Origin of the sequence: Gordonia sp. NPDC058843, from assembly GCF_042743165.1 — a bacterium.
Taxonomy (GTDB): domain Bacteria; phylum Actinomycetota; class Actinomycetes; order Mycobacteriales; family Mycobacteriaceae; genus Gordonia.
On record NZ_JBHYNC010000007.1, the window covers coordinates 120,306 to 144,303 of the forward strand.

General features: G+C 68.2%; 24 protein-coding genes and 1 pseudogene. 9 read left to right on the forward strand and 16 right to left on the reverse strand.

Going from position 1 to position 23,998, the window contains the following annotated elements:
* Positions 1 to 3 precede the first annotated feature (3 nt).
* The 11 genes from ACFW3F_RS07635 to ACFW3F_RS07685 all read right to left on the reverse strand — a co-directional run bounded on the left by ACFW3F_RS07635 (position 4) and on the right by ACFW3F_RS07685 (position 8,894).
* Positions 4 to 783 (reverse strand): SDR family oxidoreductase, encoded by a 780-nt coding sequence (locus tag ACFW3F_RS07635; RefSeq protein WP_388055888.1) that lies wholly within the window; start codon positions 781 to 783, stop codon positions 4 to 6.
* A 51-nt stretch (positions 784 to 834) separates the two neighbouring features.
* Complete coding sequence (locus ACFW3F_RS07640) at positions 835 to 1,578, reverse strand: SDR family oxidoreductase (protein ID WP_388055890.1); 744 nt, start codon at positions 1,576 to 1,578, stop codon at positions 835 to 837.
* Positions 1,575 to 2,375: an alpha/beta fold hydrolase gene (locus ACFW3F_RS07645; protein WP_388055892.1), complete on the reverse strand. Its 801-nt coding sequence runs from the start codon at positions 2,373 to 2,375 to the stop codon at positions 1,575 to 1,577. The genes ACFW3F_RS07640 and ACFW3F_RS07645 overlap by 4 nt, the downstream gene beginning before the upstream one ends.
* On the reverse strand, positions 2,372 to 3,370 hold the full coding sequence (locus ACFW3F_RS07650; protein ID WP_388055894.1) for a VOC family protein: 999 nt from the start codon (positions 3,368 to 3,370) through the stop codon (positions 2,372 to 2,374). Before ACFW3F_RS07650 ends, ACFW3F_RS07645 begins: the two co-directional genes overlap by 4 nt.
* A 9-nt stretch (positions 3,371 to 3,379) precedes the next feature.
* The gene (locus ACFW3F_RS07655) at positions 3,380 to 4,330 is read right to left on the reverse strand and encodes a PDR/VanB family oxidoreductase (RefSeq protein WP_388055896.1); all 951 of its coding nucleotides are present in this window, start codon (positions 4,328 to 4,330) and stop codon (positions 3,380 to 3,382) included.
* 40 nt (positions 4,331 to 4,370) lie between these two features.
* Entirely contained in the window at positions 4,371 to 4,889 is a 519-nt protein-coding gene (locus ACFW3F_RS07660; RefSeq protein WP_388055898.1) for a cupin domain-containing protein, read from the reverse strand.
* Between the two features lie 52 nt (positions 4,890 to 4,941).
* Positions 4,942 to 5,355 carry a RidA family protein gene (locus ACFW3F_RS07665; protein WP_388055900.1) on the reverse strand — a complete coding sequence of 138 codons (414 nt, stop codon included), beginning with the start codon at positions 5,353 to 5,355 and terminating at the stop codon, positions 4,942 to 4,944.
* 56 nt (positions 5,356 to 5,411) lie between these two features.
* Entirely contained in the window at positions 5,412 to 6,932 is a 1,521-nt protein-coding gene (locus tag ACFW3F_RS07670; RefSeq protein WP_388055902.1) for an aldehyde dehydrogenase, read from the reverse strand.
* A gap of 212 nt (positions 6,933 to 7,144) precedes the next feature.
* Positions 7,145 to 7,684: a MarR family winged helix-turn-helix transcriptional regulator gene (locus ACFW3F_RS07675; RefSeq protein WP_388055904.1), complete on the reverse strand. Its 540-nt coding sequence runs from the start codon at positions 7,682 to 7,684 to the stop codon at positions 7,145 to 7,147.
* Between the two features lie 18 nt (positions 7,685 to 7,702).
* On the reverse strand, positions 7,703 to 8,578 hold the full coding sequence (locus ACFW3F_RS07680; protein WP_388055906.1) for an alpha/beta fold hydrolase: 876 nt from the start codon (positions 8,576 to 8,578) through the stop codon (positions 7,703 to 7,705).
* A gap of 22 nt (positions 8,579 to 8,600) precedes the next feature.
* Complete coding sequence (locus ACFW3F_RS07685; protein WP_388056001.1) at positions 8,601 to 8,894, reverse strand: helix-turn-helix domain-containing protein; 294 nt, start codon at positions 8,892 to 8,894, stop codon at positions 8,601 to 8,603.
* 153 nt (positions 8,895 to 9,047) lie between these two features.
* Here ACFW3F_RS07685 and ACFW3F_RS07690 point away from each other — a divergent pair, with 153 nt between their 5' ends.
* From ACFW3F_RS07690 to ACFW3F_RS07710, 5 genes are read left to right on the forward strand one after another with little or no spacing between them, the layout of a single operon-like run.
* A complete protein-coding gene (locus ACFW3F_RS07690; RefSeq protein ID WP_388055907.1) occupies positions 9,048 to 10,679 on the forward strand; it encodes an ABC transporter substrate-binding protein in 1,632 nt (543 codons plus the stop codon).
* A complete protein-coding gene (locus ACFW3F_RS07695; protein ID WP_388055909.1) occupies positions 10,661 to 11,740 on the forward strand; it encodes an ABC transporter permease in 1,080 nt (359 codons plus the stop codon). The genes ACFW3F_RS07690 and ACFW3F_RS07695 overlap by 19 nt, the downstream gene beginning before the upstream one ends.
* A complete protein-coding gene (locus tag ACFW3F_RS07700; RefSeq protein WP_388055911.1) occupies positions 11,737 to 12,606 on the forward strand; it encodes an ABC transporter permease in 870 nt (289 codons plus the stop codon). The genes ACFW3F_RS07695 and ACFW3F_RS07700 overlap by 4 nt, the downstream gene beginning before the upstream one ends.
* Positions 12,603 to 13,367: an ATP-binding cassette domain-containing protein gene (locus tag ACFW3F_RS07705; RefSeq protein WP_388055912.1), complete on the forward strand. Its 765-nt coding sequence runs from the start codon at positions 12,603 to 12,605 to the stop codon at positions 13,365 to 13,367. Before ACFW3F_RS07700 ends, ACFW3F_RS07705 begins: the two co-directional genes overlap by 4 nt.
* Positions 13,364 to 13,978, forward strand: a complete 615-nt coding sequence (locus tag ACFW3F_RS07710) for an ABC transporter ATP-binding protein (RefSeq protein WP_388055914.1) — start codon at positions 13,364 to 13,366, stop codon at positions 13,976 to 13,978. Before ACFW3F_RS07705 ends, ACFW3F_RS07710 begins: the two co-directional genes overlap by 4 nt.
* Positions 13,979 to 13,999: 21 nt before the next feature.
* Here the strand turns inward: ACFW3F_RS07710 and ACFW3F_RS07715 are convergent, their stop codons facing one another.
* Positions 14,000 to 14,956 carry a R2-like ligand-binding oxidase gene (locus ACFW3F_RS07715; protein ID WP_388055916.1) on the reverse strand — a complete coding sequence of 319 codons (957 nt, stop codon included), beginning with the start codon at positions 14,954 to 14,956 and terminating at the stop codon, positions 14,000 to 14,002.
* 370 nt (positions 14,957 to 15,326) lie between these two features.
* Here ACFW3F_RS07715 and ACFW3F_RS07720 point away from each other — a divergent pair, with 370 nt between their 5' ends.
* Complete coding sequence (locus ACFW3F_RS07720) at positions 15,327 to 16,454, forward strand: NDMA-dependent alcohol dehydrogenase (protein WP_388055918.1); 1,128 nt, start codon at positions 15,327 to 15,329, stop codon at positions 16,452 to 16,454.
* A 47-nt stretch (positions 16,455 to 16,501) separates the two neighbouring features.
* Here the strand turns inward: ACFW3F_RS07720 and ACFW3F_RS07725 are convergent, their stop codons facing one another.
* The 3 genes and pseudogenes from ACFW3F_RS07725 to ACFW3F_RS07735 form a co-directional block, all read right to left on the reverse strand.
* Positions 16,502 to 17,062: a potassium channel family protein gene (locus ACFW3F_RS07725; RefSeq protein WP_388055920.1), complete on the reverse strand. Its 561-nt coding sequence runs from the start codon at positions 17,060 to 17,062 to the stop codon at positions 16,502 to 16,504.
* Between the two features lie 5 nt (positions 17,063 to 17,067).
* A complete protein-coding gene (locus ACFW3F_RS07730; protein ID WP_388055922.1) occupies positions 17,068 to 19,071 on the reverse strand; it encodes a M13 family metallopeptidase in 2,004 nt (667 codons plus the stop codon).
* Positions 19,072 to 19,370: 299 nt separating this feature from the next.
* Positions 19,371 to 20,260 (reverse strand): annotated as a pseudogene (locus ACFW3F_RS07735) (HNH endonuclease).
* Positions 20,261 to 20,438: 178 nt separating this feature from the next.
* Here ACFW3F_RS07735 and ACFW3F_RS07740 point away from each other — a divergent pair.
* Positions 20,439 to 21,893 (forward strand): dihydrolipoyl dehydrogenase family protein, encoded by a 1,455-nt coding sequence (locus ACFW3F_RS07740; RefSeq protein ID WP_388055924.1) that lies wholly within the window; start codon positions 20,439 to 20,441, stop codon positions 21,891 to 21,893.
* A gap of 27 nt (positions 21,894 to 21,920) precedes the next feature.
* Here the strand turns inward: ACFW3F_RS07740 and ACFW3F_RS07745 are convergent, their stop codons facing one another.
* A complete protein-coding gene (locus ACFW3F_RS07745) occupies positions 21,921 to 22,367 on the reverse strand; it encodes a pyridoxamine 5'-phosphate oxidase family protein (RefSeq protein ID WP_388055926.1) in 447 nt (148 codons plus the stop codon).
* 99 nt (positions 22,368 to 22,466) lie between these two features.
* On the opposite strand from ACFW3F_RS07745, the gene ACFW3F_RS07750 reads away from it, so the two are divergent.
* Positions 22,467 to 23,210: a FadR/GntR family transcriptional regulator gene (locus ACFW3F_RS07750; RefSeq protein WP_388055928.1), complete on the forward strand. Its 744-nt coding sequence runs from the start codon at positions 22,467 to 22,469 to the stop codon at positions 23,208 to 23,210.
* Positions 23,210 to 23,929 carry a sterol desaturase family protein gene (locus tag ACFW3F_RS07755; RefSeq protein ID WP_388055930.1) on the forward strand — a complete coding sequence of 240 codons (720 nt, stop codon included), beginning with the start codon at positions 23,210 to 23,212 and terminating at the stop codon, positions 23,927 to 23,929. Before ACFW3F_RS07750 ends, ACFW3F_RS07755 begins: the two co-directional genes overlap by 1 nt.
* Positions 23,930 to 23,998 lie beyond the last annotated feature (69 nt).

Genomic DNA, 23,998 nt, shown 5'->3' on the forward strand with positions numbered 1-23,998 from the left:
CGATCAGACATAGCGGTGCACCCCGCCGCCGACCTCGAGCGTGGCGCCGGTCGTGTAGCTGTTCCGCGGCGAGAGCAAGGTGGCGATGGGAAACGCGAGCTCGTCGGCGGAGCCGAAGCGTCCCAGTGCGATTCCGCGGTCACCGGCGATCTCCGCGCTCCACGCCGCGAAGTCGTCGGCGCCGCTCTCGGCGAACCGGCGCTGCCACTGCCCGGTGTCGATGAGGCCGAGCAGCACCGAGTTGACGCGCGTCCCGTCGGTCGCGAGCTCCTCGGCGAGCGAGCTCGACAGGTTCAACAGGCCCGCCCGGGCCGCCGACGTGACTGCCAGGCGGGTTTCGGGCTGCCGCGACAGGATGGCGTTGACGATCACCACGGCGCCGCGGTCCGACGCCGCGAGCGCGGCACGGGTGGCACGGATGACGTGCAGGGCGCCGAAGATCTTGAGGTCGAACTCGTCACGGATCTCCTCGTCGGTGGTCTCGTCGAGCGACCGCATGAGCGACCGGCCGGCGTTGCAGACCACGCCGTCGAGACCACCGAGGCGATCGACGGCGGTGGCGACGAATGCGTCGACCGACGCGCGGCTGGTGACGTCGCACGAGGCGGTGACCACGTCGGTGATCGCGGCGAGATCGGCTGTCGCGGAGCGAAGGCGGTCCTCGTCCCGGGCGCAGAGTGCCAGCCGCGCGCCTTCCTCGGCGAGGAGCCGGGCGGTGGCGAGACCGATGCCGGAGCTCGCGCCGGTGATCAGCAGCCGGCGACCGGCGAGTTGCAGGTCCATGGGTACTCCTCGGGGCTGGTGGTGGGGAAAGGTGGTGCGGGGCCGCGTCGTTCAGCGGAAGATGAAACCGCCGTCGACGACGATGGTCTGACCGGTGACGAAAGCGGCGTCCTCGGACAACAGGAAGCGGACCACACCGGCCACGTCCTGCGGGGTCTGTTCGCGGTCGAGTGCGCGTCCGGCGGCGTAGGTGCGGTACCGGTCTTCGGGAACACCCTCGGTGGCCTCGACCCGGATCAGCCCGGGCGCAACGGCATTGACGCGGACACCGTGTGGGCCGGCGTCGCGGGCCATCGATCGCGTCATACCGATGACCGCGGCCTTGGACGACACATAGTGCACCAGCCGCGGCGACCCGTACATGGCGACGTCGGAGGCGATGTTGACCACAGCGCCCTGAGAGCGGGAGAGCAACGGCCACAGGTACTTCGTGACCGACCAGGTGCCGCGGACATTGACGTCGGTCAGTCGGCCGAACTCGTCGTCGGCGAGTTCGAAGAACGTCGCACCGCCGACGCCGTCGGCGATCGCGGCGTTGTTGACCAGCCCCACGACCCGGTCACCGTCGTCGTCGAGACGATCGGCGAGTGCCCGCACGGAGTCGACGTCGGCGATGTCGGTGACGATGGCGAGCGCGTCGTGGCCGCTCTCGCGGAGTGCGGCCTCGGCGCGACCGGCGGTCTCGGCGTCGCGTTCGGCGATCACGAGCCGATGACCGTCCCGGCCGAGCCGCTCGGCGATGGCCCTGCCGAGACCGCGCCCGCCACCGGTCACGACGACCGTGCCGGCGTTCACGGCAGGCTCCCGAGGAAGTCCATGACGTGGTCGGCGACCGTGCCGGGGCGTTCCTGGATGGCGACGTGTCCGGCGTCGGAGACGATGCGTAGCACGGCCCCGGGGATGCGTTCGGCCAGGAGGCGCGACTCGTCGACTCCGGTGATGGTGTCGTGCTCGCCGACGACGACGAGGGTGGGTGCGGTGATGGAGGCCAGGTCGGCGCCGAGGTCGGTGGCGGCCATGAACTCCGCCGCGACCCCGAATCCGGGCAGACGCACGGCTGACATGGTGCGCTGGACCTCGGCGGTGATCGAGGGGTCGGCGCCCGGGGCGGTGAGTGCCCCCGCCCGCTCGGCCGCCACCGCGGCGGGGCCGCGATCGGCGAGACCGGTCACGCGCGATCGCATGGCGGCCGCCCTGTGCGCGGAGGTGCCCGAGCCGCGGGTGCTGTCGGCGACGACGAGCGCGCTGACGAGGCCGGGGTGCCGGATCGCGAGTGCCATCGCGATCACCCCGCCCCAGGACGTGCCGAGCAGGACGACCGACCGGTCCGGGGACAGCGCACGCACCACGTCGGCGATCTCGTCCACCGGGTCGACGCCGGCGCGTGGATCGTGGGAACGTCCGTAACCGGGCGCGTCGGGACACCAGCAGTTCAGTCCCGCGGCGGCGAGTCGTGCGGCGAGCGGTGCACAGGACGACGCCGCTCCGCCGATGCCGTGCAGCAGCACCGCGTCGTGTTCGCCGCGGACCTCGCGTCCGGACGGGTGGTCCTCGACGTGCACGCGTTCGAGAACTGGTGTGGCGGTGATCATGCGACACCCACGGGTTCGGGCAAGGCGATGAAGTAGTCGGGGTCTCGCGGTGTCACCAGGGAGCTCGCACCGTGGTCGGGAATGCCGGCCATCGCCGAGCGGACCGCGGTCGTCGGCGGGCCTGCGGTGCCCCACTGATCGGACAGTTCGGGCGTGCGTCGCCAGGTCCGGCACAGCCATGCGTCCTCGTCGATCTGCGCCACCTCGGAGGTGTACTCGCAGACGAGCCCCGCCGGATCGGTGAAGTAGGAGAACGTGTTGTCGCCGGGGCCGTGGCGGCCCGGACCCCACTGCGGCGAGATCCCGTGGGAGCGCAGGTTGCCGATGCCGCGCATGAAATGGTCGATCGAGGTCATCTCGTAGGCGACATGGTTCAGCGCCGGCCAGGCCGCCTGATTCAGCGCGATGACGTGATGCTCGGAATTGCATCGCAAGAACGACATCTGGCGCTCCGACCAGTCCGACACCCGCATTCCCAGGACCTGGGTGTAGAACGCCGTGATCCGCTCGATGTCGGTGGTGTTCAGCACGACGTGGGCGATCTTGCGCGGGATGGCGCGACGACCCGAGGGCTCCTGCGACGACACGGCGTGCACATCCGCCGACAGTTCGACGGTGCGTCCCTCCGGATCGACGAGGGCCAGACCGTATCCGCCGCCGGCGTCGTCGAGAGGCCCGGGTTCGCGGAGCAGCGGCACGCCGATCCGCTCCAGGGCGCGGGCGGCGTCGTCGACCTCGCGGGGTGTCCCCAGCGCGAAGCTGAAGCCGCCCAGGGCGTTCGAGTCGCCCCGGCAGAGGTCCAGGACGTGGTGCTCGGTGCCGGTGGCGCGGAGCCAGAACCGGTCGCCGTCCTCGTCGACCGTGCTCAGTCCCCACACCTCGTGGTAGAAGTCCCGCGAGGCCAGGGGATCGGGGACGCTCAGTGTGACCGACCGCAGGCTGCGCAGTCGGCACACCGGCTGGTCGGTGAGAACGGGAAGCTGGGAGTAGAGCACGGGATTCCCCTAGAGGTCGAGTACGAGTTCGGCTGAGCGGCAACGCGAGACGCACGGAAGCATCGTCTGGCCGCTCGCATGTTCGGTGTCGGTGAGTACGAAGTCGCGGTGGTCGAGGTCGCCCTTGACGACCCCGACCTCGCAGGTTCCGCAGATGCCTTCGGTGCAGGAGCTGGGGACATCGACGCCGGCGTCGGCGAGGGCGTCGAGCACGGACCTCTCGGCCGGTACCGGGATCCGCTGACCGGTCCGTTCGAGGACGACGTCGAAGGCCGTGTCCCCGCCGGTGTCCACCTCGACGACCGGCGCGGCGAAACGTTCGCTGCGCAGGGGGATCTCCGGAGGGACGACGCCGGCGACGGCGTCGAGCAGTGCGGCCGGCCCGCAGCAGTACGCCACCGATCCGGGCGGCACGTCCTCGAACAGCGCTCTCAGGTCGGGCAATCCGCCGCGCTCGTCGTCGGCATGAACGACCGACGCCGAGTGCGCGGCCACCTCGTCGACGAACGCCATCGACCGTCGTGACCGGCCCGCGTACAGCATCCGCCAGGACCCGCCCTCGGACTCCAGCCGGCGCATCATCGCGACGATCGGGGTGATGCCGACGCCGCCGGCGATCAGGATGTGGTGCGCGGCATCGGGGTCGATGGCGAAGGCGTTGCGCGGACCGTCGACCTCGATCTCGGCGCCGACGGACAGTCGGTCATGGACATATGTGCTTCCGCCCCGGGACTTCTCGGCCCGGAGGACGGCCACGGTCCAGCGCGACGAGTCCTCCGGCGCCGAGCACAGCGAGTACTCCCGCACGAGCCCGTCCGGCAGACGAAGCGCGACATGCGACCCCGGTTCCCAGCGCGGGAGTTCGGCACCGGACGGATCCACGAGGGTGATGCTCGTGACGCCGTCGGCCTCCCAGGTCTTCTGGTGCACGCGAAGGACTCTCGTCGTGTCTGCGGACATGGTGGGCACCTCTCGGGTTCGGGTACGGGCAGGACGAGGCTCAGCGCGTGACGCCGAACATCTCCGAGCTCGGCGGGTAGGTGGGCAGCTGCGGCTTCTCGGCGCCGATGATCACGCAGAACAGCGCGTCGGTGTCGCCGACGTTGGCGAGGCTGCGGGGGACGCCGGCGGGCACGCGGATCAGGTCGCGGTAACCGAGACGACGGACCGCCTTCTTGGTGCCGTCCTCCACGTCGTGGACGGCGACCTCGAGCTCACCCTCGAGGACGAAGAACACCTCTTCGACGTCGTGGTGGGTGTGCTCGGGTCCGACGGCCCCGGCGGGCAGGCGCATGTTGGAGAACGTGAAGTGGTCCGACGGCAGGGTCCGGTTGTCGTTCTCGTGGTTGCCGGTGGCGCCCGAGCCGATGTAGCGGATCTGGGCGCGCTTGAAGCGGTCGCCGCCGGCGGCGGCCTGGAAACCCAGTGTGTCCCAGTCCTCGTGGCGGGTCTCGCGGCTGGCGATGCACGAGTCGATCTGCTGCTCGAGGTCGGCGACGGTCTTCTCTGGTGCGGTCATGGTGATGATTCCTCTCGGTGTTCTGGGTGGGATTGGTGCGGAGGTGGTCCGGTCAGGACGAGTGGGCGATCGCCTCGATCTCGACGGTCGCGCCATAGGGCAGCGCGGCCACCTCGACGAACGACCGGGCCGGGCGCGGTGCGTCGAAGACGCTCTCGTAGTGACGGTTCGCGGCATCGCGCAGCGAGACGTCGGTGACGAAATAGGTGGTCTTGACGATGTCTGCGAGGGTCATGTCGATGGTGGCCAGTCGCTCGCCGAGCCGGGCCATCGCCGCGTCGAGTGCGGCGTCGACACCGGGCACGGCCACGCCGTGCTCGTCCACCGACAGTGCGCCGGAGACGAATCCGAAACCGGCGACGGCGAACGCGGGGCTGTAGGGGTGCGCGGTGTCGTGGTCTGATGTGGCGGAGTCGGTTGAGGCTGAGGTGGTCGAGTCTGGGGTGGTCGAGGCTGGGGCGGTCATGGGTGTGGTTCCTTCCGTCGGGGTGTGGATGTCGTCGCGATGCACGGATGGCGCGGTCACGGCCGGCGACCCCATGCGATCGGCTCGTCGCTGCGGTCGAGGTAGATGCTCTTCTGGTCGGAGTACTGGCGGATCGCCTCGCGTCCCTTCTCGGTACCGAGCCCGCTGTCGCGGAGCCCGGTGAACGGCGTGGAGATCGAGAACTGCTTGTAGGTGTTGACCCAGACGGTTCCGGCGTCGACGGCCTCGCCGACCCGCAGGGCGCGGCGGTAGTCCTCGGTCCACACTCCGCAGGCCAGTCCGTAGACGGTGTCGTTGGCCTGCGCCACGACATCGGCCTCGTCGTCGAACGGGATGATCACCGCGACCGGTCCGAAGATCTCCTCCTGGCTGATCCGGTCGGTGTTGGCCACCCCGGTCAGCACCGTGGGCGGGTAGTACCAACCATCGGCCAGCGGACCGTCGACGGGAACCGCACCACCGCAGCGCACTTCGGCGCCGTCGGCCACGGCACGATTGACCTTGTCGGCCACCGAGTCGCGATGCGCGGCCGAGATCATCGGTGCGACGTCGGTGCCGGGGTCGGTACCCGGGCCCATGCGCAGCTGCTGGGCGCGCCGCACCAGATCGTCGGTGAAGGGCTCGACGATGCTGCGCTGCAAGAACACTCGCGAGCCGGCGATGCAGCTCTGTCCGCTCGACGAGAAGATGCCATACAGCACGCCCTGCGCGGCGCGTTCGAGATCGGCGTCGGCGAAGACGATGGTCGGGGACTTACCGCCCAGCTCCAGCGTGATCGGCATGAGCTTGTCGGCCGCGATCCGACCGAGGTGGCGCCCGGTGCTCGTCCCACCGGTGAACGACACCTTCGCGACGTCGGGGTGACGCACGATGGCCTCGCCCACGGTCCGACCAGGGCCGGGCAGAACCGAGAGCAGGCCGCGCGGCAGTCCGGCCTCTTCGCAGATACGGGCCAGCAGCAAGGTCACCCATGGCGCCCAGACCGGCGGCTTGCTGATGACCGCGTTGCCCGCTGCGAGCGCGGGCGCCAGCTTCTGGGCGTCGGACGCGATCGGCGAGTTCCACGGGGTGATGGCACCGACGACACCCATCGGACGATGCGTCGACATCGTCAGCCACGGGCCGCGCGGGGTCGTGAGCGCGCCGTCGGAGGTCTCCGCGGCAGCCGCCATGTATCGAAAGGTGTTGGCCGCACTCACAGCCAGTGCCGTCGTCTCGCCGAGGGTCTTGCCGGTGTCGAGGGTCTGCAGCCGCGCGATGCGATCGCGGGCGGCGTCGATCCCGTCGCCGATCCGGTGCAGCACCGCGGCGCGCTCGTGGGGAAGTGCGCTCGCCCAACCGCTTTCGTTGCCAGCTTGCAGACCTGCCCGGACCGCGCTGTCCACGTCCGCCGGTGTCGCCGCGTGCAAGGTCGCGAAGACCCGGCCGGTCGACGGGTCGACGGACTCGATCAGGTCACCGCCACCGACCTCCCAGTGGCCGCCGACGTAGATGCGGTCGTCGAGATCACGGGAGTCGACCGTGAGGTGTTCGGGGGTACTGGTCACGAGGGGCATGCGATTCCGTTCGGGGCAGAAGACCGAGATGGTCCGGAGGAATATCTTTGCGCTAAGACAGTTGTAAAGCCTTAGCGCTAAGAGGTCAACCGGGGAAGTCGCAGTACAGAGCTCTGTAACGCCGGTTTTACGTCGGCGAAACAGCGGAGACGCAGGTCACATGGGGTGTGTCGGCCATCACGGCCAGGCAGAAAATTTTTCCACCGGGGAGGTCAGAGCGCTGCGATCGGATCCGATTCGCCCGGATCGAGACCGTCGCCCAGGACGGCGAAGCGCGCGGAGTGCTCCAGCTTCCCGAGCAGCCTGGCAAGGTCGGCCGCCTCATCCGACGACAGTTCGGCGAGCATGGCATGAAGCTTCGCGAAGTGCTCGTCGGCGATGCGGTCGACGAGTGCCGCACCCTCGGGGGTCAGTTCGACGTAGACCACCCGGGCGTCCGAGCGGTCGCGCGTGCGCGTCACGAAGCCCGCGTCCTCGAGTCGTTTGACGCGCAGGGACAGACCGCCCGTGGTGACGAGGGTCTGTTCGGCGAGTTCTCCCGCGGTCAGGCGGTGGTCGGGGACGGCTCGGCGCAGACAGGCGAGGACGTCGAAGCCGGAGTCGGTGATGTTGTGCTCGTCGAACGTCGAGGCGATGCGCGCCTTGTAGACGAGGAAACTGCGGTGGAGCCGGCCGAAGACCTTGAGCGCGGAGACATCGAGCTCGGGCCGGGCGACGGCCCAATGGGACACGATGACGTCGACACCATCCATGGTGGCGAGGTTAGTGGATCACCGGGCGAGGAAAGCTCCCACCGTCGCCTCGAAGGCGGCCTTGGCCTCGATCATCACCCAGTGGCCGCACTTCGGGAAGATGTGCAGCTCGGCGTCGGGGATCAGACGCATCGGGACCATTGCCATGTCGGGTGGACTGACGCGGTCGTCGCGGCCCCAGGTCAACAGCGTCGGGCAGGCGACCTTGTGCATCGACGCCCAGTACGGCGGGTTGTCGGAGGCGGCCATGAACTGCTGCTGCATCTCGAAAGCCGCTGAGCCGTACATCATCTGCGCCGTCTTCTGCGCGTCGGGATTGATGGCCGCTTCCCATCGCTCCTCGATGAGCTCCTCGGTGACGAGCGAGCGGTCGAAGACCATCGAGTTCAGCCATCGGACCAGCTTGTCCCGTTTGCCGTCGAGGTCACTGTCGGGGGCGTCGGTGAACTCCTGCAGCAGGCGCAGGCCCTCACTGGGGCTGGGGCTGAACACATTCGGGCCGACGCCGCCGATGGTGACCAGCTTCTCGACGCGTTCGGGCTTCTTGATCGCCAGGTTGACGCCGACGACCCCGCCCATCGAGTTGCCGATCATCGCGGCCTTGTCGATGCCGAGTGCATCCATGAACCGGATGACCGAACCGCCGGCGGTCAGCACCGGGTGGCCCTCCACGGGGTCACTCACCCCGAAGCCGGGGAATTCGATGACGAAGCAGTGATGTGTCTGGGCGAAGTGCCCGAGGTTCCCTCGGTAGTTCCGCCAGCCGGTCACGCCGGGGCCGGAACCGTGCAGCAGGATCAGCGGCGGGGCGTCGGCGTCGCCGGCCTCGTGATAGCGCAGCGTGCCCTTGTCGGTCGTCAGTTCCCGTTTGGTCGCATCGAAGGTGACATCCACGACGACCAGACTAGAACGTGTTCTAATCCGTTGTCACCGGGTGGGCATGATCTGGCCGATCTGCGGAGGTGATGTGCCCGACGCCGATGATGTCGTGCAGGATGCGGTGCACGATCGCGTCGCCGACCACCTCGTAGTGGACCATCCGACCGGCCTTCTCCGAGCGGACCCAGCCCTGGTCGCGAAGCTTGCGGATCGACTGGGAAGCGGCGTTCTCGGTGATCCCGATGCGGGTGGCGAGTTCGGCGACGGTCGATCCCGGGTTGGCATGCATCTCGGCGACGAGTCGGAGCCGATTCGGGTCGCTGAGCAGCATGAACCGCGCGGCCCAGGAGTCAGCGTCGAAAGAGTCAGCGTCGAATGAGTCCGGGTCGAAGTCGGTCACCGGTACTCCTCGTCGTCTCGGCGGGCACGCCGTCCATCGTTCACCACCGCTCCGCTGGCGGCAAATGTGTGTCTGGTGGAACATATGTCTGTGCACACAGGTGTAGGGGGATCGTCATCGGCCGTTCGCGGACTCGCCACGGCCGGTGCGGCCGTGCTGGTCGCGACGGTCGCACTCGCGGGCTGTTCGGCGTCCGAACGCGCCACGGTGACCGATCAGATCGTGCTCGGGGAGGGGCAGCCACTCGGCGACCTCAATCCCATGCTGGGCTACGCGCAGCTCGGCGTCTCGCCGGTCTACGACGGTCTGCTCATCCCGGCTGGCGACGGCGACGACCGCGTCCCCGACCTCGTCCCGGCCCTCGCCGAGTCGGCGCCGGAGCGTGTCGCCCCTCGGACCTGGCGGGTGCCGCTCAGGAGTGGGGTGACGTTCTCCGACGGCACCTCCTTCGACGCCGCCGACGTGGTCGCCACCTATCGCGCGGTGGTCGATCCGCGGGTCGCGTCGGCGATCGCCACCGACTTCGCACCGATCGTCGCGGTCGAGGCCGACGGATCTCGTGCGGTCACGGTGCGGATGACGACCGAGGCCGACCCGTCGCCCTACCTTCTGGTGGGCATCGTGCCGTCGGAGAAGGTCGAGGAGGCGCCGGCCGCAGAGTGGGCGCTGAACACCGAGCCGGTCGGCACCGGGGCGTACCGACTCGAGTCGCTCGAACCGGATCAGGCCGTTCTCGTCGCGCGCGAGGACTACTGGGGTACCCGGCCGGCAGTGAACCGGATCGTCTACACCCACGTTCCCGACGACAACACCCGCGCACAACGGATCGCGGCCGGTGAGATCGACGGTGCGAATCTGCCGCCGAGACTCGCCGACAGCCTCGAGGGACGCGACGGCATCGACGTGGTGTCGGTGAGATCCGCGGATTGGCGCGGTGTCTCGCTGCCGAGCACCAACCCGTTCACCGCCGATCCGGCGGCCCGCCTCGCCATGAACCTGGGCGTCGACCGGCAGGGCGTCGTCGACGACGTACTCACCGGCGACGGTGAGCCCGCCAGTACACCGGTCGCCTCGGTGTACGGGCCGGACGTCTACGACGAGGGCGCGCAGTTCGGCTTCGACGCCGAGGGTGCGGTCGCAGCACTCGATGCCGCGGGGTGGCGGCCGGGTCCGGACGGCGTCCGCGTCCGCGGAGCCGACCGGGCATCGTTCCCGCTGCTCTACAACGCGCAGGACACCCTTCGTCGCGACCTCGCGGTCGCGTTCGCGGCGTCGATGAAGAAGATCGGGGTGGAAGTGCTCACCCGCGGCACCAGCTGGGACGACATCGACTCCGAACTCGGCACGGCGGCAGTACTTCTGGGTGGAGGAGCGACGCCGTACAGCATCGACTCGCAGGTCTACGACACCCTGCACACCCGGGTCCCGAACTCGTCGCCGTACTCCAATCCGGGCGACCTCACCGCTCCTGGGCTCGACGCTCTTCTCGACGAGGCTCGCGAGAGTGCGCCCGGCGCGGAGAACGATCTGCGGTACAAGCGCATCCAGCAGGTCTATGCAGAGCAGCCGTCCTACGTCTTCCTGGCGTTCCTGCACCACACCTACGCCTCCCGCGGTGACGGATGGCGGCACGACGCGCCGATCCTGGAGCCGCATTCGCACGGTGTCACCTGGGGTCCGTGGTGGAACCTCCCGTCGTGGCAACCGATCTCATGACCTCACTCGCCTCGTCGGTCCGGTCGGCGCCCGGGATCGACGCCGACGATCGGTCCGGGGCCGGGCGACCACGGCGTCCGGACTCGCGCTTGCGCCGGGCCGGACGGCTCCTGTTGCGGCGCGCGCTCCTGATGATCCTCACGACGATCCTGGTGTCGCTGGGGATCTTCGCCGTCGCCGCGGCCTCCCCGTTCGATCCGCTCACCGCCCATCTCGGCGACAACTACCAGTCGGCGACCCCCGCCCAGCGGGAGGCGATCGCGGCCGCCTACGACCTGGACCAGCACTGGCTGAGCGCCTGGTGGAACTGGTGGGGCGCGGTGCTCCGCGGTGACCTGGGCTGGTCTTCCACGCAAGGCCAATCAGTCGGGGACGTGATCTCCCAACGACTTCCGTTCACCGTCGGGATGTCGTCGGCCGCCCTGCTCTCGGCCGCACTGATCGCAGTCGTCGGCGGGGCTCTCATCGGGATGCGGCGCGGTGGACTGGTCGACCGTGCGTGTACGGCGCTGGCGGCCATGCTCGCCGCGACCCCGCCGTTCGTCGTATCCCTGGTGCTGGTCAGCGTCTTCGCGGTCACGCTCGGGTGGTTCCCGACCTCCGGTGCACGACGTCCCGGCGATGCCTACTCGCTCGACGGTCTGCTCACGCATGCCGTGTTGCCGTACCTGGCCCTGACCGTGTCGATGGTTCCGTGGCTGCTGCTGACCATGCGCGCGGCGGTCGTCGATGCCACCGCCTCGGACGCGGTCCGGGCCGCCCGCGCCCGCGGCGTCGACGGGTGGGCGCTGCTGAGAGGGCACGTGATTCCGGTGTCGGTGCTGCCGACGCTCGCACTCCTCGGTACCCGCCTGCCCGAACTCATCGCCGGAGCCGCCATCGTCGAGGCCGTCTTCGGCTGGCCGGGTCTCGCCGAGGCGCTCGTCGATTCTGCGGTGGCTCTGGACTTCTCGTTGCTAGCCGCGCTCGCGGTCGGTTCGGCGGTGCTCGTCCTCCTCGGGTCTGCCGTGTCCGACGCGGCGGCCGTGTGGACCGATCCGCGGATCGGACTGACCGCATGACGACGTTCGGTGACGCGACGAGCGTCCAGGTCGAGGGCCGCCGGGCCGCGATCGGTCACCGCGTGGTCGTCGTCGCGCCGTGGGTTGTGCTGGCGATTCTGGTCGTCACGGCGATCGGGTGGCCTGTGGTCGCAGGCGAGCAGACCGCCGACTTCGCTCGGTCGCTGTTGCCGCCGGGTGCCGAGGCGGCGCTGGGGACCGACCACTCGGGATACGACCTGGGCATCAGAACCGCAGCCGGACTGAGGATCTCGCTACTGATCGCCGCCGCGTGCGCGATCCTGGCGACGTTCCTCGGCGTCCTCGTCGGGGTGGGGGCGGTGACGCTCGGCGGATGGTTCGACGCGGTGGTCATGCGCCTCGTCGACGGCGTCAACGCGTTGCCCCATCTGGTCGTCGGAGTGGTCATCGCCGCGATGTGGCGTGGGGAGCCGATTGCGATCATCGCATCGATCGCGCTGACCCACTGGCCCGCTGTGGCGCGGGTGGTGCGCGCCGAACTGCTCGAGGCGAGGTCCTCGGGGTGGGTGGAATCGGCCCGTCTGGCCGGCGCATCCCGCACCTTCGTCGGCGTGCGCCACCTGCTGCCCGCGGTCAGCGGCCAGGTACTGGTGGCGATGACCGTGCTGCTGCCGCATGCGGTCTGGCACGAGACCACCCTGTCGTTCCTGGGGGTCGGGCTCTCGCCCGACTCCGCGAGCCTCGGCACCCTCCTCGGCCAGGCGCGCGGTGACATCCTCACCGGTGCGTGGTGGACGCTGGCGGTGCCGGGCGTCGCACTGATGATCACCGCGCTCGCGTGCGCGGCGGCCGCGGCCTCGCTCCGCCGCGCCACGTTGCCGCCCGCCGGGGAGGTCTGGCGGTGAACGCCGGGCTCGAGGGGGTGACGGTGGACATCGTCGCCCGCAGCACGTGGAGCCGATCGGCGATCCGCGTCCTCGACGATGTCACGGTGCCGCTGCCCGCCGGTTCGATGACCGCACTCATCGGCGAGTCCGGTTGCGGCAAATCGATGGTCGCAGGTGTTCTGTCCGGATTGCTCCCGCCCGGCTCCGTGGTGACCGGGCGGCTGCGGGTGGGCGGCGAGGTCTTCGCCGATCGTGAACTGGCCGGCGCCGACCGCCGCTGGCGGGGCCTCCGCGGGCGTCGCATCGGCCACGTCCCGCAGTCGGCGGCGACCTCCTTCACTCCGGTGCGGACCGTCGGCGCCCAACTCGACGAGGTGAGCGACATCCTCGGCGGGACGCACGACGCCGTCGAACTGTGCCGGCGCGTGCACCTCGACCCCGATGCGCTGCGGTTGTACCCGCACGAGCTGTCCGGCGGCATGGCGCAGCGCGCCGCGATCGCCGCAGCGCTGGCCGGTGACCCGGACACGATCGTCGCCGATGAACCCACCTCGGCGCTCGATTCCGAGCTCGCCGCCGACATCTGGGAACTCCTCGCCGATACCGCACGACGCGGTGCGGCGGTCCTCGTCATCACGCATGACATCGCGACGATGCGGCGCGGATGCGATTCGGTGGCCGTCATGCGCGCGGGGCGGATCGTCGACCATCGTCGGCTCGACGAGGTCGTGGCCGCCGACGACGCGTACGTCGCCGGCTTCTTCGAGGGTGTGCGGTGACCACCGGCGACCTCCTCGTCGGCACGGGCCTGAGCGCCCACTTCGGTGACACGGTCGTGTTCGAGGGCCTCGACATCGGCATCGGGCCCGGGTCGGTCACCGGGGTGGTCGGACGATCGGGAAGTGGTAAGACGACACTGTTGCGCATCCTCGCGGGGCTGACGGCCCCGACCGAAGGGACGGTGGAGTGGCGAGGTGACCGGCACTCGGGTGCCATCGGTCTGCTCGCGCAGCATCCGCGGCTGGTGACCAACCCACGGTGGACGCTCCGGCGGATCGTCGCCGAACCCGCGACGATCATGAGACAGGACTGCGATGTCGACACTGTCGCCGACCGCGTCGGGCTCGACCCTGGCCTGCTCGACCGCTACCCGTCACAGGTGAGCGACGGCCAACTTCAGCGAGCGTGCCTCGGCCGACTCGCGGTGCAACAGCCGAGGGTCGTGCTGTGCGACGAACCGACCGCGATGCTGGACCCCGTCGCGAAGCGGGCGGTGGCGTCGCTGCTCGACGACCTCGTCGCCGAGGGGGCAGGTCTGCTGCTGGTCAGCCATGATCGGCGGCTCGTGGGTTCGCGCAGCAGGAACGTCGTCGACCTCGACGGGCGCTGACGGTCCGGCCGGGGTGCACCGTCACATCTGTAGGCGGATGGCGTCGTCCTCGCCGAACTGGTCTTCGAGGACCTCGGGGGAGTAGTCGAGGTCGATCTCGGCGACAGGTCGTCCCCGGGCGGACTCGATGGCCGAGAGCCGACGCTGTGCGCGGTCGGCCGCGTACGCGAGGAACTCGTCGTTGTCGAGCCCGAAGGGTTGGACCTCGAACTGCTGATTGACCCACTCGATCATGCCCAGGGCGAGGGGCAGCAATTCGTTCATGCGTTCGCCGACGGCGTCCCACAGCGTGTCGTCGGCCGCGACGTGCCGACGGCACGTGAAGGTTCCCCACGCCATGTGGCGGCGCTCGTCGTCGCCGATGAACCGGATGAGTTTCTGCATCCCGGGGAAGATCCCGTGCTGTGTACACACCTTCTGCCAGGCGTGGTAGCCGGTGAGTGCCAGGCTGCCCTCGATCACATGGTTGTAGGTGACGCTGGCGCGAATCTGGTTCCGCGGTGACGGGTCGTGGTCGAGGATGTGCAGAGAAGCCGGCAGCTCCTCGTAGAACAGCTGGTGATAGTACGGATTTGCGCTGACGAAGCTCTGCAGATCGCCGGTCAGGCCGACAGCATCCATCCACCGCCGGAACACCTGGGTGTGCTTGGCCTCCTCGAAGCAGAACTGCGACAGATACATCTCGTCGCCGAAGCGGCCCTCGGTCGCCATCGCCTTCATGAAGGGTTGGATGTCCTGCGTGACCGCTTCCTCGCCCGCGATGAACTGACTCACCAGATAGGTGGCGCTCCGCCGCTGCTCGTCGCTGAGCTCGGCCCAGTCCTGTGCATCCTGCGAGAAGTCGATGGCGGCCGGGTCCCAGAACCGCGCGTTGCCTTTCACGAAGAGCCGCAACGGAAACGAGTCCCAGTTGAGACCACCTTGTCGCAACGACGAGAAGTCCTGCCGGCCCTCCGCCTTGTGTTCGATGAGAGTCATGAGATCACCAGCCAGATACTTCGGAAGTGGAATACCCCGACGCTAACCCCTTCCTTGATCCATAGGTATGAGATCGGCCAACTCTGTTGTCGTGGTGGACTTCTCGGTGACTGTACGACAGGCGGGCCCCCTCGGTGGCGGCCGATCGGCAACCGGCCCGCAACCCTGTCCTGCACCGCCGGATCCCGGATGCGGAGCCCGGTCAGGCGTCGGAGAAGTCGGGCTGAAACGCGAACCCCAATCCTGTGCCATGGATCGCGTGAAACGGCTGCGGACGCCCCGGCGGTGGAGCACCATGTGATCTACGTCGCATAAGCAGACGGCGATATCTGACGCCCCGAGTTCGGGGCAGCACGAGCGAGGAGCACGAATGAAGACCAAAGGTGCAGTTCTGCGCAACCCGGGCGAAGAGTGGAAGATCGAGGAGTTCGAACTCGGCGATCCGGTCGCGGGCGAGGTCCAGGTCAAACTCGTCAGCTCGGGTCTGTGCCACTCGGATCATCATCTGCGGACCGGCGACAGCCCGGCACCCATGCCGGTACTCGGAGGTCACGAGGGTGCCGGTGTCGTCACCAAGGTGGGCCCCGGTGTCACCCGCCTCAAGGAGGGTGACCATGTCGTCACCGCCTTCATCCCGGCCTGCGGCACGTGCGAGCCGTGCTCCCGCGGTCAGCAGAACATCTGCGACGAGGGAGCGCGCCTGCTGACCGGTCTGTCCATCTCCGACGACACCAACCGCGCGTACACGCACGACGGTGTGCGGCTGGTGCAGATGTGCATGCTCGGCACCTTCGCGCCCTACATCACCGTCAACCAGGCATCCTTGGTCAAGATCGAGGAGGACATCCCGCTCCAGGCGGCTGCGCTGCTCGGTTGCGGTGTCGCAACCGGTTGGGGCTCGGCTGTCGAGATCGGTGGGACCCACGCCGGTGACACCGTCGTCATCGTGGGTATCGGTGGCGTGGGTATCAACTCGGTGCAGGGCGCGGCCGCCGCGGGCGCACGCAATGTGATCGCCGTCGATCCCGTGCCGTTCAAGTTGCAGATGGCCGAAAAGCTGGGCGCGACACACACGTTCGCGTCGATGGAGGCCGCGCTCGAGGCCATCGGTGACATCACCTGGGGCAAGATGGCCAACACCACCATCCTCACGGTCGGTGAGATCGACGGTTCGATGATCGCCCCGGCCCTCGCCCTCACGGGCAAGGCCGGACAGGTCGTCGTGGTGGGCATGGGCAACTTCGCCTCGATGGACGCCCAGATGAACCTCTTCGATCTCACCCTCATGCAGAAGCGCGTGCAGGGCGCGATCTTCGGTGGTGCAAGTCCTCGCACGCAGGTTCCGGCTCTGCTCAACGAGTACCGCGCGGGCAAGCTCAACCTCGACGACCTGGTAACCAACACCTACCGTCTCGATCAGATCAACGAGGCCTACGACGACATGCTGGCGGGTAACAACATCCGCGGCATGATCGTCTACGGCGACGACGACTACTGAGCCGACCGGGGTTGTTGCCCGAGGTCTGACCGATCACCGACGCCAGGTCACCGCCCGGTGGCCTGGCGTCGGTGGTTCACCAGCAGATTGAGGAAGCGGACGCCCAGTCCGAGCAGGAGCAGGGTGCTTGCCATCTGGATGGACACCGCGACCCGGGCGCCCTGCGAATCCGGCGCGATGTCGCCGAAACCCGTCGTGGTGAACACCGTGAGGCAGAAGTACAGCGCGTCGACCCGTGTGAGCGGCTCGTTGAAACTGCCGGGATCGTATTCGGAGAACAAGAAGTAGGTCGTGGCGAACGCGACGATATAGAACCCGGCCAGCGCGACCAGCATCTCCATCGCGGTCGCGACGGGTCGATCGGAACCCGCGAACTTGCGAACCTCCCAGACACAGAACGCGATCAGCAACGCCGCACCGACGACGAGTCCGAGGTAGTTCAGATCACTCTCTTTGTTGATGGGTAGCAGAAAATATCCGATGAGCAGGACGACTGCCGCCCCGATCGGCCGCAGCAGGGCGACCGTGAGCTCGCGTCCCCGGACCAGACCGAGAGACGCTGTCGTGCCCGGCGAATTCTCCTCACGCGGACCTGTGCCGCCGGGCACGGCGTTCACCAGATCCGGACGCGCTCGGACGGGTCCAGATACAGGGCGTCCCCGGGCTTCACCTCGAAGGCGTCGTGAAACGCGTCCATGTTTCGGACCACGCCGTTGCACCGGAACTCCGGCGGCGAGTGCGGATCGATCGAGAGGCGGCGGATGGCTTCGGCATCCCGGGTCTTGGTCCGCCAGATCTGTGCCCAGCTGAAGAACACGCGCTGGGTCCCGGTCAGGCCGTCGATGACCGGAGGCCGAGCCGTGCCCTCCGCGCTCTCGTTCGCGATCTGATAGGCGACGAGACCGATGGACAACCCGCCGAGGTCGCCGATGTTCTCACCGATGGTGAAGTCGCCGTTGACCTTGTGCTCGGGATCGAGTCCGGTCGGAGTGAACTCACCGTATTGGTCGATGAGTTTACGTGTCCGCGAGGAGAACTCGGTGCGGTCGGTGTCGGTCCACCAGTCGACCAGGTTGCCGTCGCCGTCGTACTTGGCGCCCTGATCGTCGAACCCGTGCCCGATCTCGTGACCGATGACCGCGCCGATACCGCCGTAGTTGACGGCGTCGTCGGCGTCGGGATCGAAGAACGGTGGCTGCAAGATCGCGGCCGGGAACACGATCTCGTTCATGCCGGGGTTGTAGTAGGCGTTGACCGTCTGCGGCGTCATGAACCACTCGTCATGGTCGACCGGCGATCCGATCTTGGCGAACTCGCGATCCTGCTCGAACGACGAGGCACGCGCCACGTTCCCGATGAGGTCGCCGCGGTCGACGGTCAGCGAGCTGTAGTCCCGCCACTTCGCCGGGTACCCGATCTTCGGGTTGAACTTGCCGAGTTTGACCAGGGCCCTCTCCCGGGTCTCCGGGGTCATCCACGGCAGGTCGGAGATGTTGCGGCGGTAGGCCTCCACCAGGTTGGCGATCAGCTCGTCCATCCGAGCCTTGGCCTCGGGCGGGAAATGCTTGGCCACATAGAGTTTGCCGACCGCGAAACCCATCGCACCCTCGACGAACCCGACGCCGCGCTTCCACCGGTCACGGTTCGTCTCCGCGCCGGTGAGGGTGCGGCCGTAGAAGTCGAAGTTCTCATCGACGAACGACGACGACAGGTACGGCGCCGCCGAGCGCAGCAGGCGCCAGGTCAGCCACGTCTTCCACTCGTCGAGCGGGCGGGTGGTGACGAGTTCGCCGACACCCGACACGAACGACGGCTGCGCCACGACGACCTCGGCGAAGGTGGCATCGCCGCTGGTGCCCAATCCGCCGAACCACTCGCTGAATGGGAATCCATCAGCGGTGGAGGCCAACTCGCTCAGCGACATGAGGTTGTAGGTGAGCTCGGCATCGCGTCGCCGAACCACATCCCAGTGCCGGCCGGCGATCGCGGTCTCGAGGTCGAGGATCACCGCTGCCCGAGCGGCCGCGTCGTCGAACCCGGCAAGCGCGAACATGCGCTCGACATGCGCGACATACGCCGTCCGGGTCTCGGCGTGCTTGTCCTCCCGGTAGTACGACTCGTCGGGAAGTCCGAGGCCCGACTGCGTCAGGTGCACCAGGTAGCGGTCGGACTGTTTCGCATCGGTGTCCACGTAGTAGCCGAACAGGCCACCTGTGCCGTGACGCTGGAGCCGGCCGACCCGCCTGGCGAATGCCTCGACGGAGTCGATGGCCGCGATCTTCTCCAGTTCGCCGGTGATCGGGCCGATGCCGAGGGCCTCGATGTGGTCGGTGTCCATGAACGAGGCGTACAGATCACCGATCTTCTGCGCGTCGGAGCCGCTCTCCGGACTCGACGCGGCGCACTCGGTGATGATGTCGCGCACGTGTTCTTCGGAGTTGTCGCGCAGGACGTGGAAGGCGCCGTCGACCGAGCGGTCCTCGGGGATGACATGGGACTCGAGCCACTTACCGTTCACATGGGCGAACAGATCATCCTGGATGCGGACGGAATCGTCGACCCACTCGAGGTCGAGTCCGGAGTCGAGGTCAGTATTCGATGCAGTCACGCGCTCCATCCTGTCACCGGATCGGCGATTCGTCAGCCGCCTCCGCCGTAGGCGAAATCGCGGAAACCCTGGCGATGCTGCACGAGCCCGGAAACAGGCGCAACGATCAGCGATATGCGTCAAGTCGCGGCTGCATTCCGCCGCGGTTCAGCAATAGGTCACGCCGAGCGATACCCACTGCTGAACCTTCGCCGCCCGGTCACCACGGCCGGGCCGGAGTGGGTGGTGTCACTGTGGAGTTGTCGAGGAACAGATGCGGTCCCGGGCATGAGTCGGGTGCGGAAGGTGCTGCGCGAAGTGCGTTGTGGTCAGGCGGCGTTGTCGAGTCGCAAGCTGCGTCGGTTGTAGGCGGGTAGCGGTCGTCGTTGTGGGTCGATGGTGGCGGGTGGGATGAGCCAGGGGTGACGGTCGAGACCGAGGATGATGTCACATCCGTGGTGGTGGACCTGCGTATGTGACGGCGGTGCAACGCATTTGATGCAGCACCTGTCGCGGACGATCACGGCTTTGCGCAGATGTGCCGGGAACAGTCGGTGGGTGTGCCCCATCTGCAGAGGAACGCCTTCGCTGTCGAGGACGATCTCGGTGAGTGTCCCGTCGCACGACAGCTGTCTCGCGGTTGCCTGGCTGACCGATCCGGTCCACGGCAGGCTGGCCGGATCGGCGGCGCGTCGGTCGTCGGCGGCGGGGGTGGCGGTGTCGGTGGTATCGGCGATGGTGCGGGCGTGGGCGAGTAGTTGCGTCGGCGTGGCGCCGGACAGTGCTTGGCCAAGGAGTTCGATCTCGTGCGCGCCTTGTCCTGCTCGGAAAGCGCTTCGGAACAACGTTTCTCGATGTGGTTCATGCCTCGGATGATGGCGTCGACGACTTCCGCGGACAGGCGGCCGTCGGCGGCATGCCGGGCCGGTGCGGGCAGCGCGGGTAGATTGTCGACGCTTCGCATGACGCGGAGGGCCGCTGCGGGGACCAGTCCCATCTCGATCAGCATGTTCTTGGTGGTGCCGCCCGCCTTCTGTGCGACTCCGAGTTCGTCGAGTTGTGCTGTGTGGGTGACGATCTGGTGATCGACGATGTTGCGGATCAGTCGCAGCGTGCTGAGGGCGTCGAATGTTGCTTTACCCGTGGGGTCGTCGGTGGGTGGGATGGTCTCGCGCGCGGTCGACACCAATGGTGAACGCCCGTCACGCCCGTATCGAATATCGGTCCGAAGTGAGCGATCCGTCCCAACTGGCGAGATCGCAGACCGCCTCGGGGCCGCGTGCGGCGTGGGTCGCCGCCTACCGGGTTGTTGCTGCCCGAGGAGGAGTCGCGGTCGACTCGAGTGCGTGTCCGCGGACTCGCCGACCGCAGGCACGAATCCGACCTACGCTGAACCAATGGAATCAACCTTCGACGTGGTCGTGATCGGCGGCGGTCCGGTGGGCGAGAATGTCGCCGACTACGCGATACGGGGCAGCGATCGAACCGCTGTCATCATCGAGCACGAGCTCATGGGTGGTGAATGCTCCTACTGGGCGTGCATGCCGAGCAAGGCGCTGCTGGGTCCCGGGTCGGCGCTCGAGGAAGCTCGTGCGCTGGCGGGGGCGCGTGAACGCGTAGGTGGGGAACTTCCCGATGCGTCCGGTGTCCTCGGGTGGCGGGACACCGTGACCGGACGTCGCGACGGATCCGGTGGCACGCATGATGATGCCGGTCAGGTGCGGTGGGCCGAGAGTGCGGGGATCGACGTGATCCGCGGGCACGGCCGGATCTCGGGTGAGCGGCAGGTGACCGTGGGCGACACCGTGGTGACCGCACGCGAGGCGGTGGTCGTGGCGACCGGGAGCACGGCGTCGATCCCGCCGACCCCCGGTCTGGCCGAGGCGCTCCCGTGGACCTCCCGCGACGCGACGAATCTCGTCGAGGTGCCGGATCGTGTCCTCGTCCTGGGCGGCGGCGTGGTCGCCTGCGAGGCGGTGACCTGGTTGCTCGACCTCGGGGTACGCCAGGTCGTGATGGCCATCCGCGGTGACCGGTTGCTACCCAAGATGGAGTCGTTCGTCCCGCAGCGGATTGCGGACTCGCTCACGGCACGCGGCGTCGACATCCGGTTCGGGACGACGATCGAGTCGGTCGACCGTCCCGATGCCGCCGACACCGGTTATGGACGTGTCCACGGCGGACCTGCCACCGTGCGGCTCGCCGGGAAGGGTGCCGGCGAACTCGTCGTCGACGAGATCCTGGTGGCCGCGGGGCGATCGCCCGCGACGCGGGATCTGGGCCTGGAATCGGTGGGGCTCGAGGCGGGTGGTCCCCTTCGTGTCGACGATCAGCTCACGGTGGCAGACCGTCCCTGGTTGTACGCGGTGGGCGATGTCAACGGACGTAATGCGTTGACGCACATGGGAAAGTACCAGGCACGGGTGGCGGGGGAGGTGATCGCCGCGCGTGCGGAGAGTCGAGATCTCGACGGCTCGCGGTTCGTCGCGACCTCCGACCACGGTGCCGTACCGCAGGTGGTGTTCACCCGGCCGGAGGTCGCATCGGTCGGGCTGACCGAGCAGCAAGCACGCGAGGCCGGTATCGATGTACTGATCGCCGATGGGGACATCTCGGTAGCAGGGTCGTATCTGACCGATCCCGAGTACTCGGGTCACGCTCGTCTCGTCGTCGACGCGAACCGCGACGTCCTCGTCGGGGCAACCTTCGTGGGGGCGCAGACGGCCGAACTCGTGCATTCGGCGACGGTGGCCGTCGTCGGCGAGGTACCGCTGTCGCGGCTGTGGCATGCCGTCCCGTCGTACCCGACCATCAGCGAGGTGTGGCTGCGGCTGCTCGATCAGCTGCGGTGAGTCGCGACTTGTTGCTCGATCCGCTGGTCAGAAGCTGAGCCGTCGGATCTTCTCCGGTCGGATCACGATCCGCACCCAGTCGTCGGCGAGGATCTCGGCGAGGTCCTGTGCGCGGGTGGGGTCATCGAGGTCCCAATAGCGGTCGGCGAGTCGGGCGGCGAGTTCACGCGCGGCCTCGTTGTCGGTCTCGACCACCGCGGGACCGGATACGGAAATCCAGCGTTCGCGCTCCTCGACCGGTGTGGCCACCACGATCGAAGCGCGCGGGTCGGCGTCGAGACGCCGGACCTTCACCGAATCGGGCCCGGTGAAGAGCTGGATCGTGCCCTCTGCGGTTGCCTCGAACCAGACCGGTCGGGGTTGTGGGGGCGTGGGACCGGTTGCGGTCGAGAAGAACCCGAGTAGGGGGCGGCCGAGGAACTCGAGGTCGTCGGCGGTCAGGGTGTCGGATGAGGTGGCGGCGGTGTCACTCATGGTCGGTACAACCAATGCGTCGACCGAACATTCCGACACTGACTGAATAGATTGGTCTTACCACTTGACCACCAGGCCTCCTGATCGTACGGTCGGTGCATGCCGTTCGAGCCCGTGTCCCAGCAGAGCGCTCCCGAGATCGTGTTCGACCAGATCGTCGAGGGCGTGCTGTCCGGCGACCTTCCGGCCGGTGAGTCGCTGCCCAGCGAACGGGAGCTGGCGCGCATCCTCGGCGTCTCGCGTCCCACCGTGCGAGAAGCGCTGAAACGGGTGGCGGCGGCCGGGCTGGTCTCCATCCGGCAGGGTGACGGCGCACGGGTTCAGGACATCGCCCGGACGGGCGGTCTGGATCTGCTGCCGCGCCTGCTGATCCGGGGTGGAGCCCTTGTGCCGAGTGTCGCGCGGTCGATCGTCGAGGCCCGCGCCGCAGTCGGCCCGGAAGTCGCGGGCCTGGCGGCGAGGCGGGCGACCGACGACCACCTGGCGAACTTGACGGCGATACTCGCCGATCTCGCTGCCGAACCCGACCCGGTCGGCCAGCAGGTCGTGGCTCTCGAGTTCTGGAGCACGGTCGTCGACGCGGCCGACTCCATCGCTTTTCGCCTCATGTACAACTCGCTCCGCGCAGCGTACGAACCGGCGGTTCCCGCGCTCGCGGCAATGCTGGAGCCGGAGGTCGGGAACATCGACGGCTATCGCGCGCTCGTCGACGCGATCGCAGCGCACGAACCCGAACGCGCCGAGGCCGCGGCTCGAGCACTGCTGTCGCCCGCGACCGCAGACCTACTCGAGCTCTGTCAGGCACTGGAGGACGCCGAGTCCGCTTCCGGAGAGGAGAGCTGATGTCCACCGACGACATCGACGCCAAGGCTCGTGAGCAGGTCGCCGCCGAGGAGCGGCGCATGCGGTCGCGGCGTTCGACGAGCCTTCGCGACGCATTCGCCGAGTTCCTCCGACACCCGTCGCCCTGGATGATCGCCGCATTCCTCGCAATCTCGCTCGCGGCGCGGATATGGCTGGGCGGGTGGGGCATTGCCGATCTGCTGGTTCCTGTCGTGATGATCGCCGTGTTCCCGCTGGCGGAGTGGCTCATCCACGTCTTCGTGTTGCACTGGCGACCGAAGCGGTTGGGTCCGATCAGCATCGACCCGCTGGTGGCGCGTAAGCACCGGGAGCACCACGCCGATCCCCGGGACATCCCGCTCGTATTCATCCCGTGGCAGGTGCTGGTCGGGGTCGTTGCTGCGGCTGTCGTGGTCGGGCTCATCGTATTCACCAGTGCGGAACGAGGTCTCACGTTCATGATGACCCTCGCGGCGATCGGACTGGTCTACGAATGGACGCACTACCTGATCCACTCCGACTATCGGCCGCGCCACTCCTACTATCGCCGGTTGTGGCGGAACCACCGCTTCCACCACTACCGCAACGAACACTACTGGTTCGCGGTCACCACCGCAGGCACCGCTGATCGGCTCCTGCGCACCTATCCCGATCCCGAGTCGGTCGAGAAGTCATCCACGGCAAAGGATCTGCACGCCCTCTCGCGGACAGCGGACTGACCGGAGAAGTCCATCACGTTGCGTTTTGTCCCGGTAACCGGGACAAAGCGCACCCTGATCCGGGGTACT

What these genes read in the sequence shown, in the direction of transcription:
- ACFW3F_RS07635 (WP_388055888.1), bottom strand. Translation starts at nt 783, where the DNA reads ATGGACCTGCAACTCGCCGGTCGCCGGCTGCTGATCACCGGCGCGAGC.
- ACFW3F_RS07645 (WP_388055892.1), bottom strand. Translation starts at nt 2,375, where the DNA reads ATGATCACCGCCACACCAGTTCTCGAACGCGTGCACGTCGAGGACCAC.
- ACFW3F_RS07655 (WP_388055896.1), bottom strand. Translation starts at nt 4,330, where the DNA reads ATGTCCGCAGACACGACGAGAGTCCTTCGCGTGCACCAGAAGACCTGG.
- ACFW3F_RS07660 (WP_388055898.1), bottom strand. Translation starts at nt 4,889, where the DNA reads ATGACCGCACCAGAGAAGACCGTCGCCGACCTCGAGCAGCAGATCGAC.
- ACFW3F_RS07665 (WP_388055900.1), bottom strand. Translation starts at nt 5,355, where the DNA reads ATGACCGCCCCAGCCTCGACCACCCCAGACTCGACCACCTCAGCCTCA.
- ACFW3F_RS07670 (WP_388055902.1), bottom strand. Translation starts at nt 6,932, where the DNA reads ATGCCCCTCGTGACCAGTACCCCCGAACACCTCACGGTCGACTCCCGT.
- ACFW3F_RS07675 (WP_388055904.1), bottom strand. Translation starts at nt 7,684, where the DNA reads ATGGATGGTGTCGACGTCATCGTGTCCCATTGGGCCGTCGCCCGGCCC.
- ACFW3F_RS07685 (WP_388056001.1), bottom strand. Translation starts at nt 8,894, where the DNA reads ATGCTGCTCAGCGACCCGAATCGGCTCCGACTCGTCGCCGAGATGCAT.
- ACFW3F_RS07690 (WP_388055907.1), top strand. Translation starts at nt 9,048, where the DNA reads ATGTCTGTGCACACAGGTGTAGGGGGATCGTCATCGGCCGTTCGCGGA.
- ACFW3F_RS07700 (WP_388055911.1), top strand. Translation starts at nt 11,737, where the DNA reads ATGACGACGTTCGGTGACGCGACGAGCGTCCAGGTCGAGGGCCGCCGG.
- ACFW3F_RS07715 (WP_388055916.1), bottom strand. Translation starts at nt 14,956, where the DNA reads ATGACTCTCATCGAACACAAGGCGGAGGGCCGGCAGGACTTCTCGTCG.
- ACFW3F_RS07720 (WP_388055918.1), top strand. Translation starts at nt 15,327, where the DNA reads ATGAAGACCAAAGGTGCAGTTCTGCGCAACCCGGGCGAAGAGTGGAAG.
- ACFW3F_RS07730 (WP_388055922.1), bottom strand. Translation starts at nt 19,071, where the DNA reads ATGGAGCGCGTGACTGCATCGAATACTGACCTCGACTCCGGACTCGAC.
- ACFW3F_RS07740 (WP_388055924.1), top strand. Translation starts at nt 20,439, where the DNA reads ATGGAATCAACCTTCGACGTGGTCGTGATCGGCGGCGGTCCGGTGGGC.
- ACFW3F_RS07745 (WP_388055926.1), bottom strand. Translation starts at nt 22,367, where the DNA reads ATGAGTGACACCGCCGCCACCTCATCCGACACCCTGACCGCCGACGAC.
- ACFW3F_RS07750 (WP_388055928.1), top strand. Translation starts at nt 22,467, where the DNA reads ATGCCGTTCGAGCCCGTGTCCCAGCAGAGCGCTCCCGAGATCGTGTTC.
- ACFW3F_RS07755 (WP_388055930.1), top strand. Translation starts at nt 23,210, where the DNA reads ATGTCCACCGACGACATCGACGCCAAGGCTCGTGAGCAGGTCGCCGCC.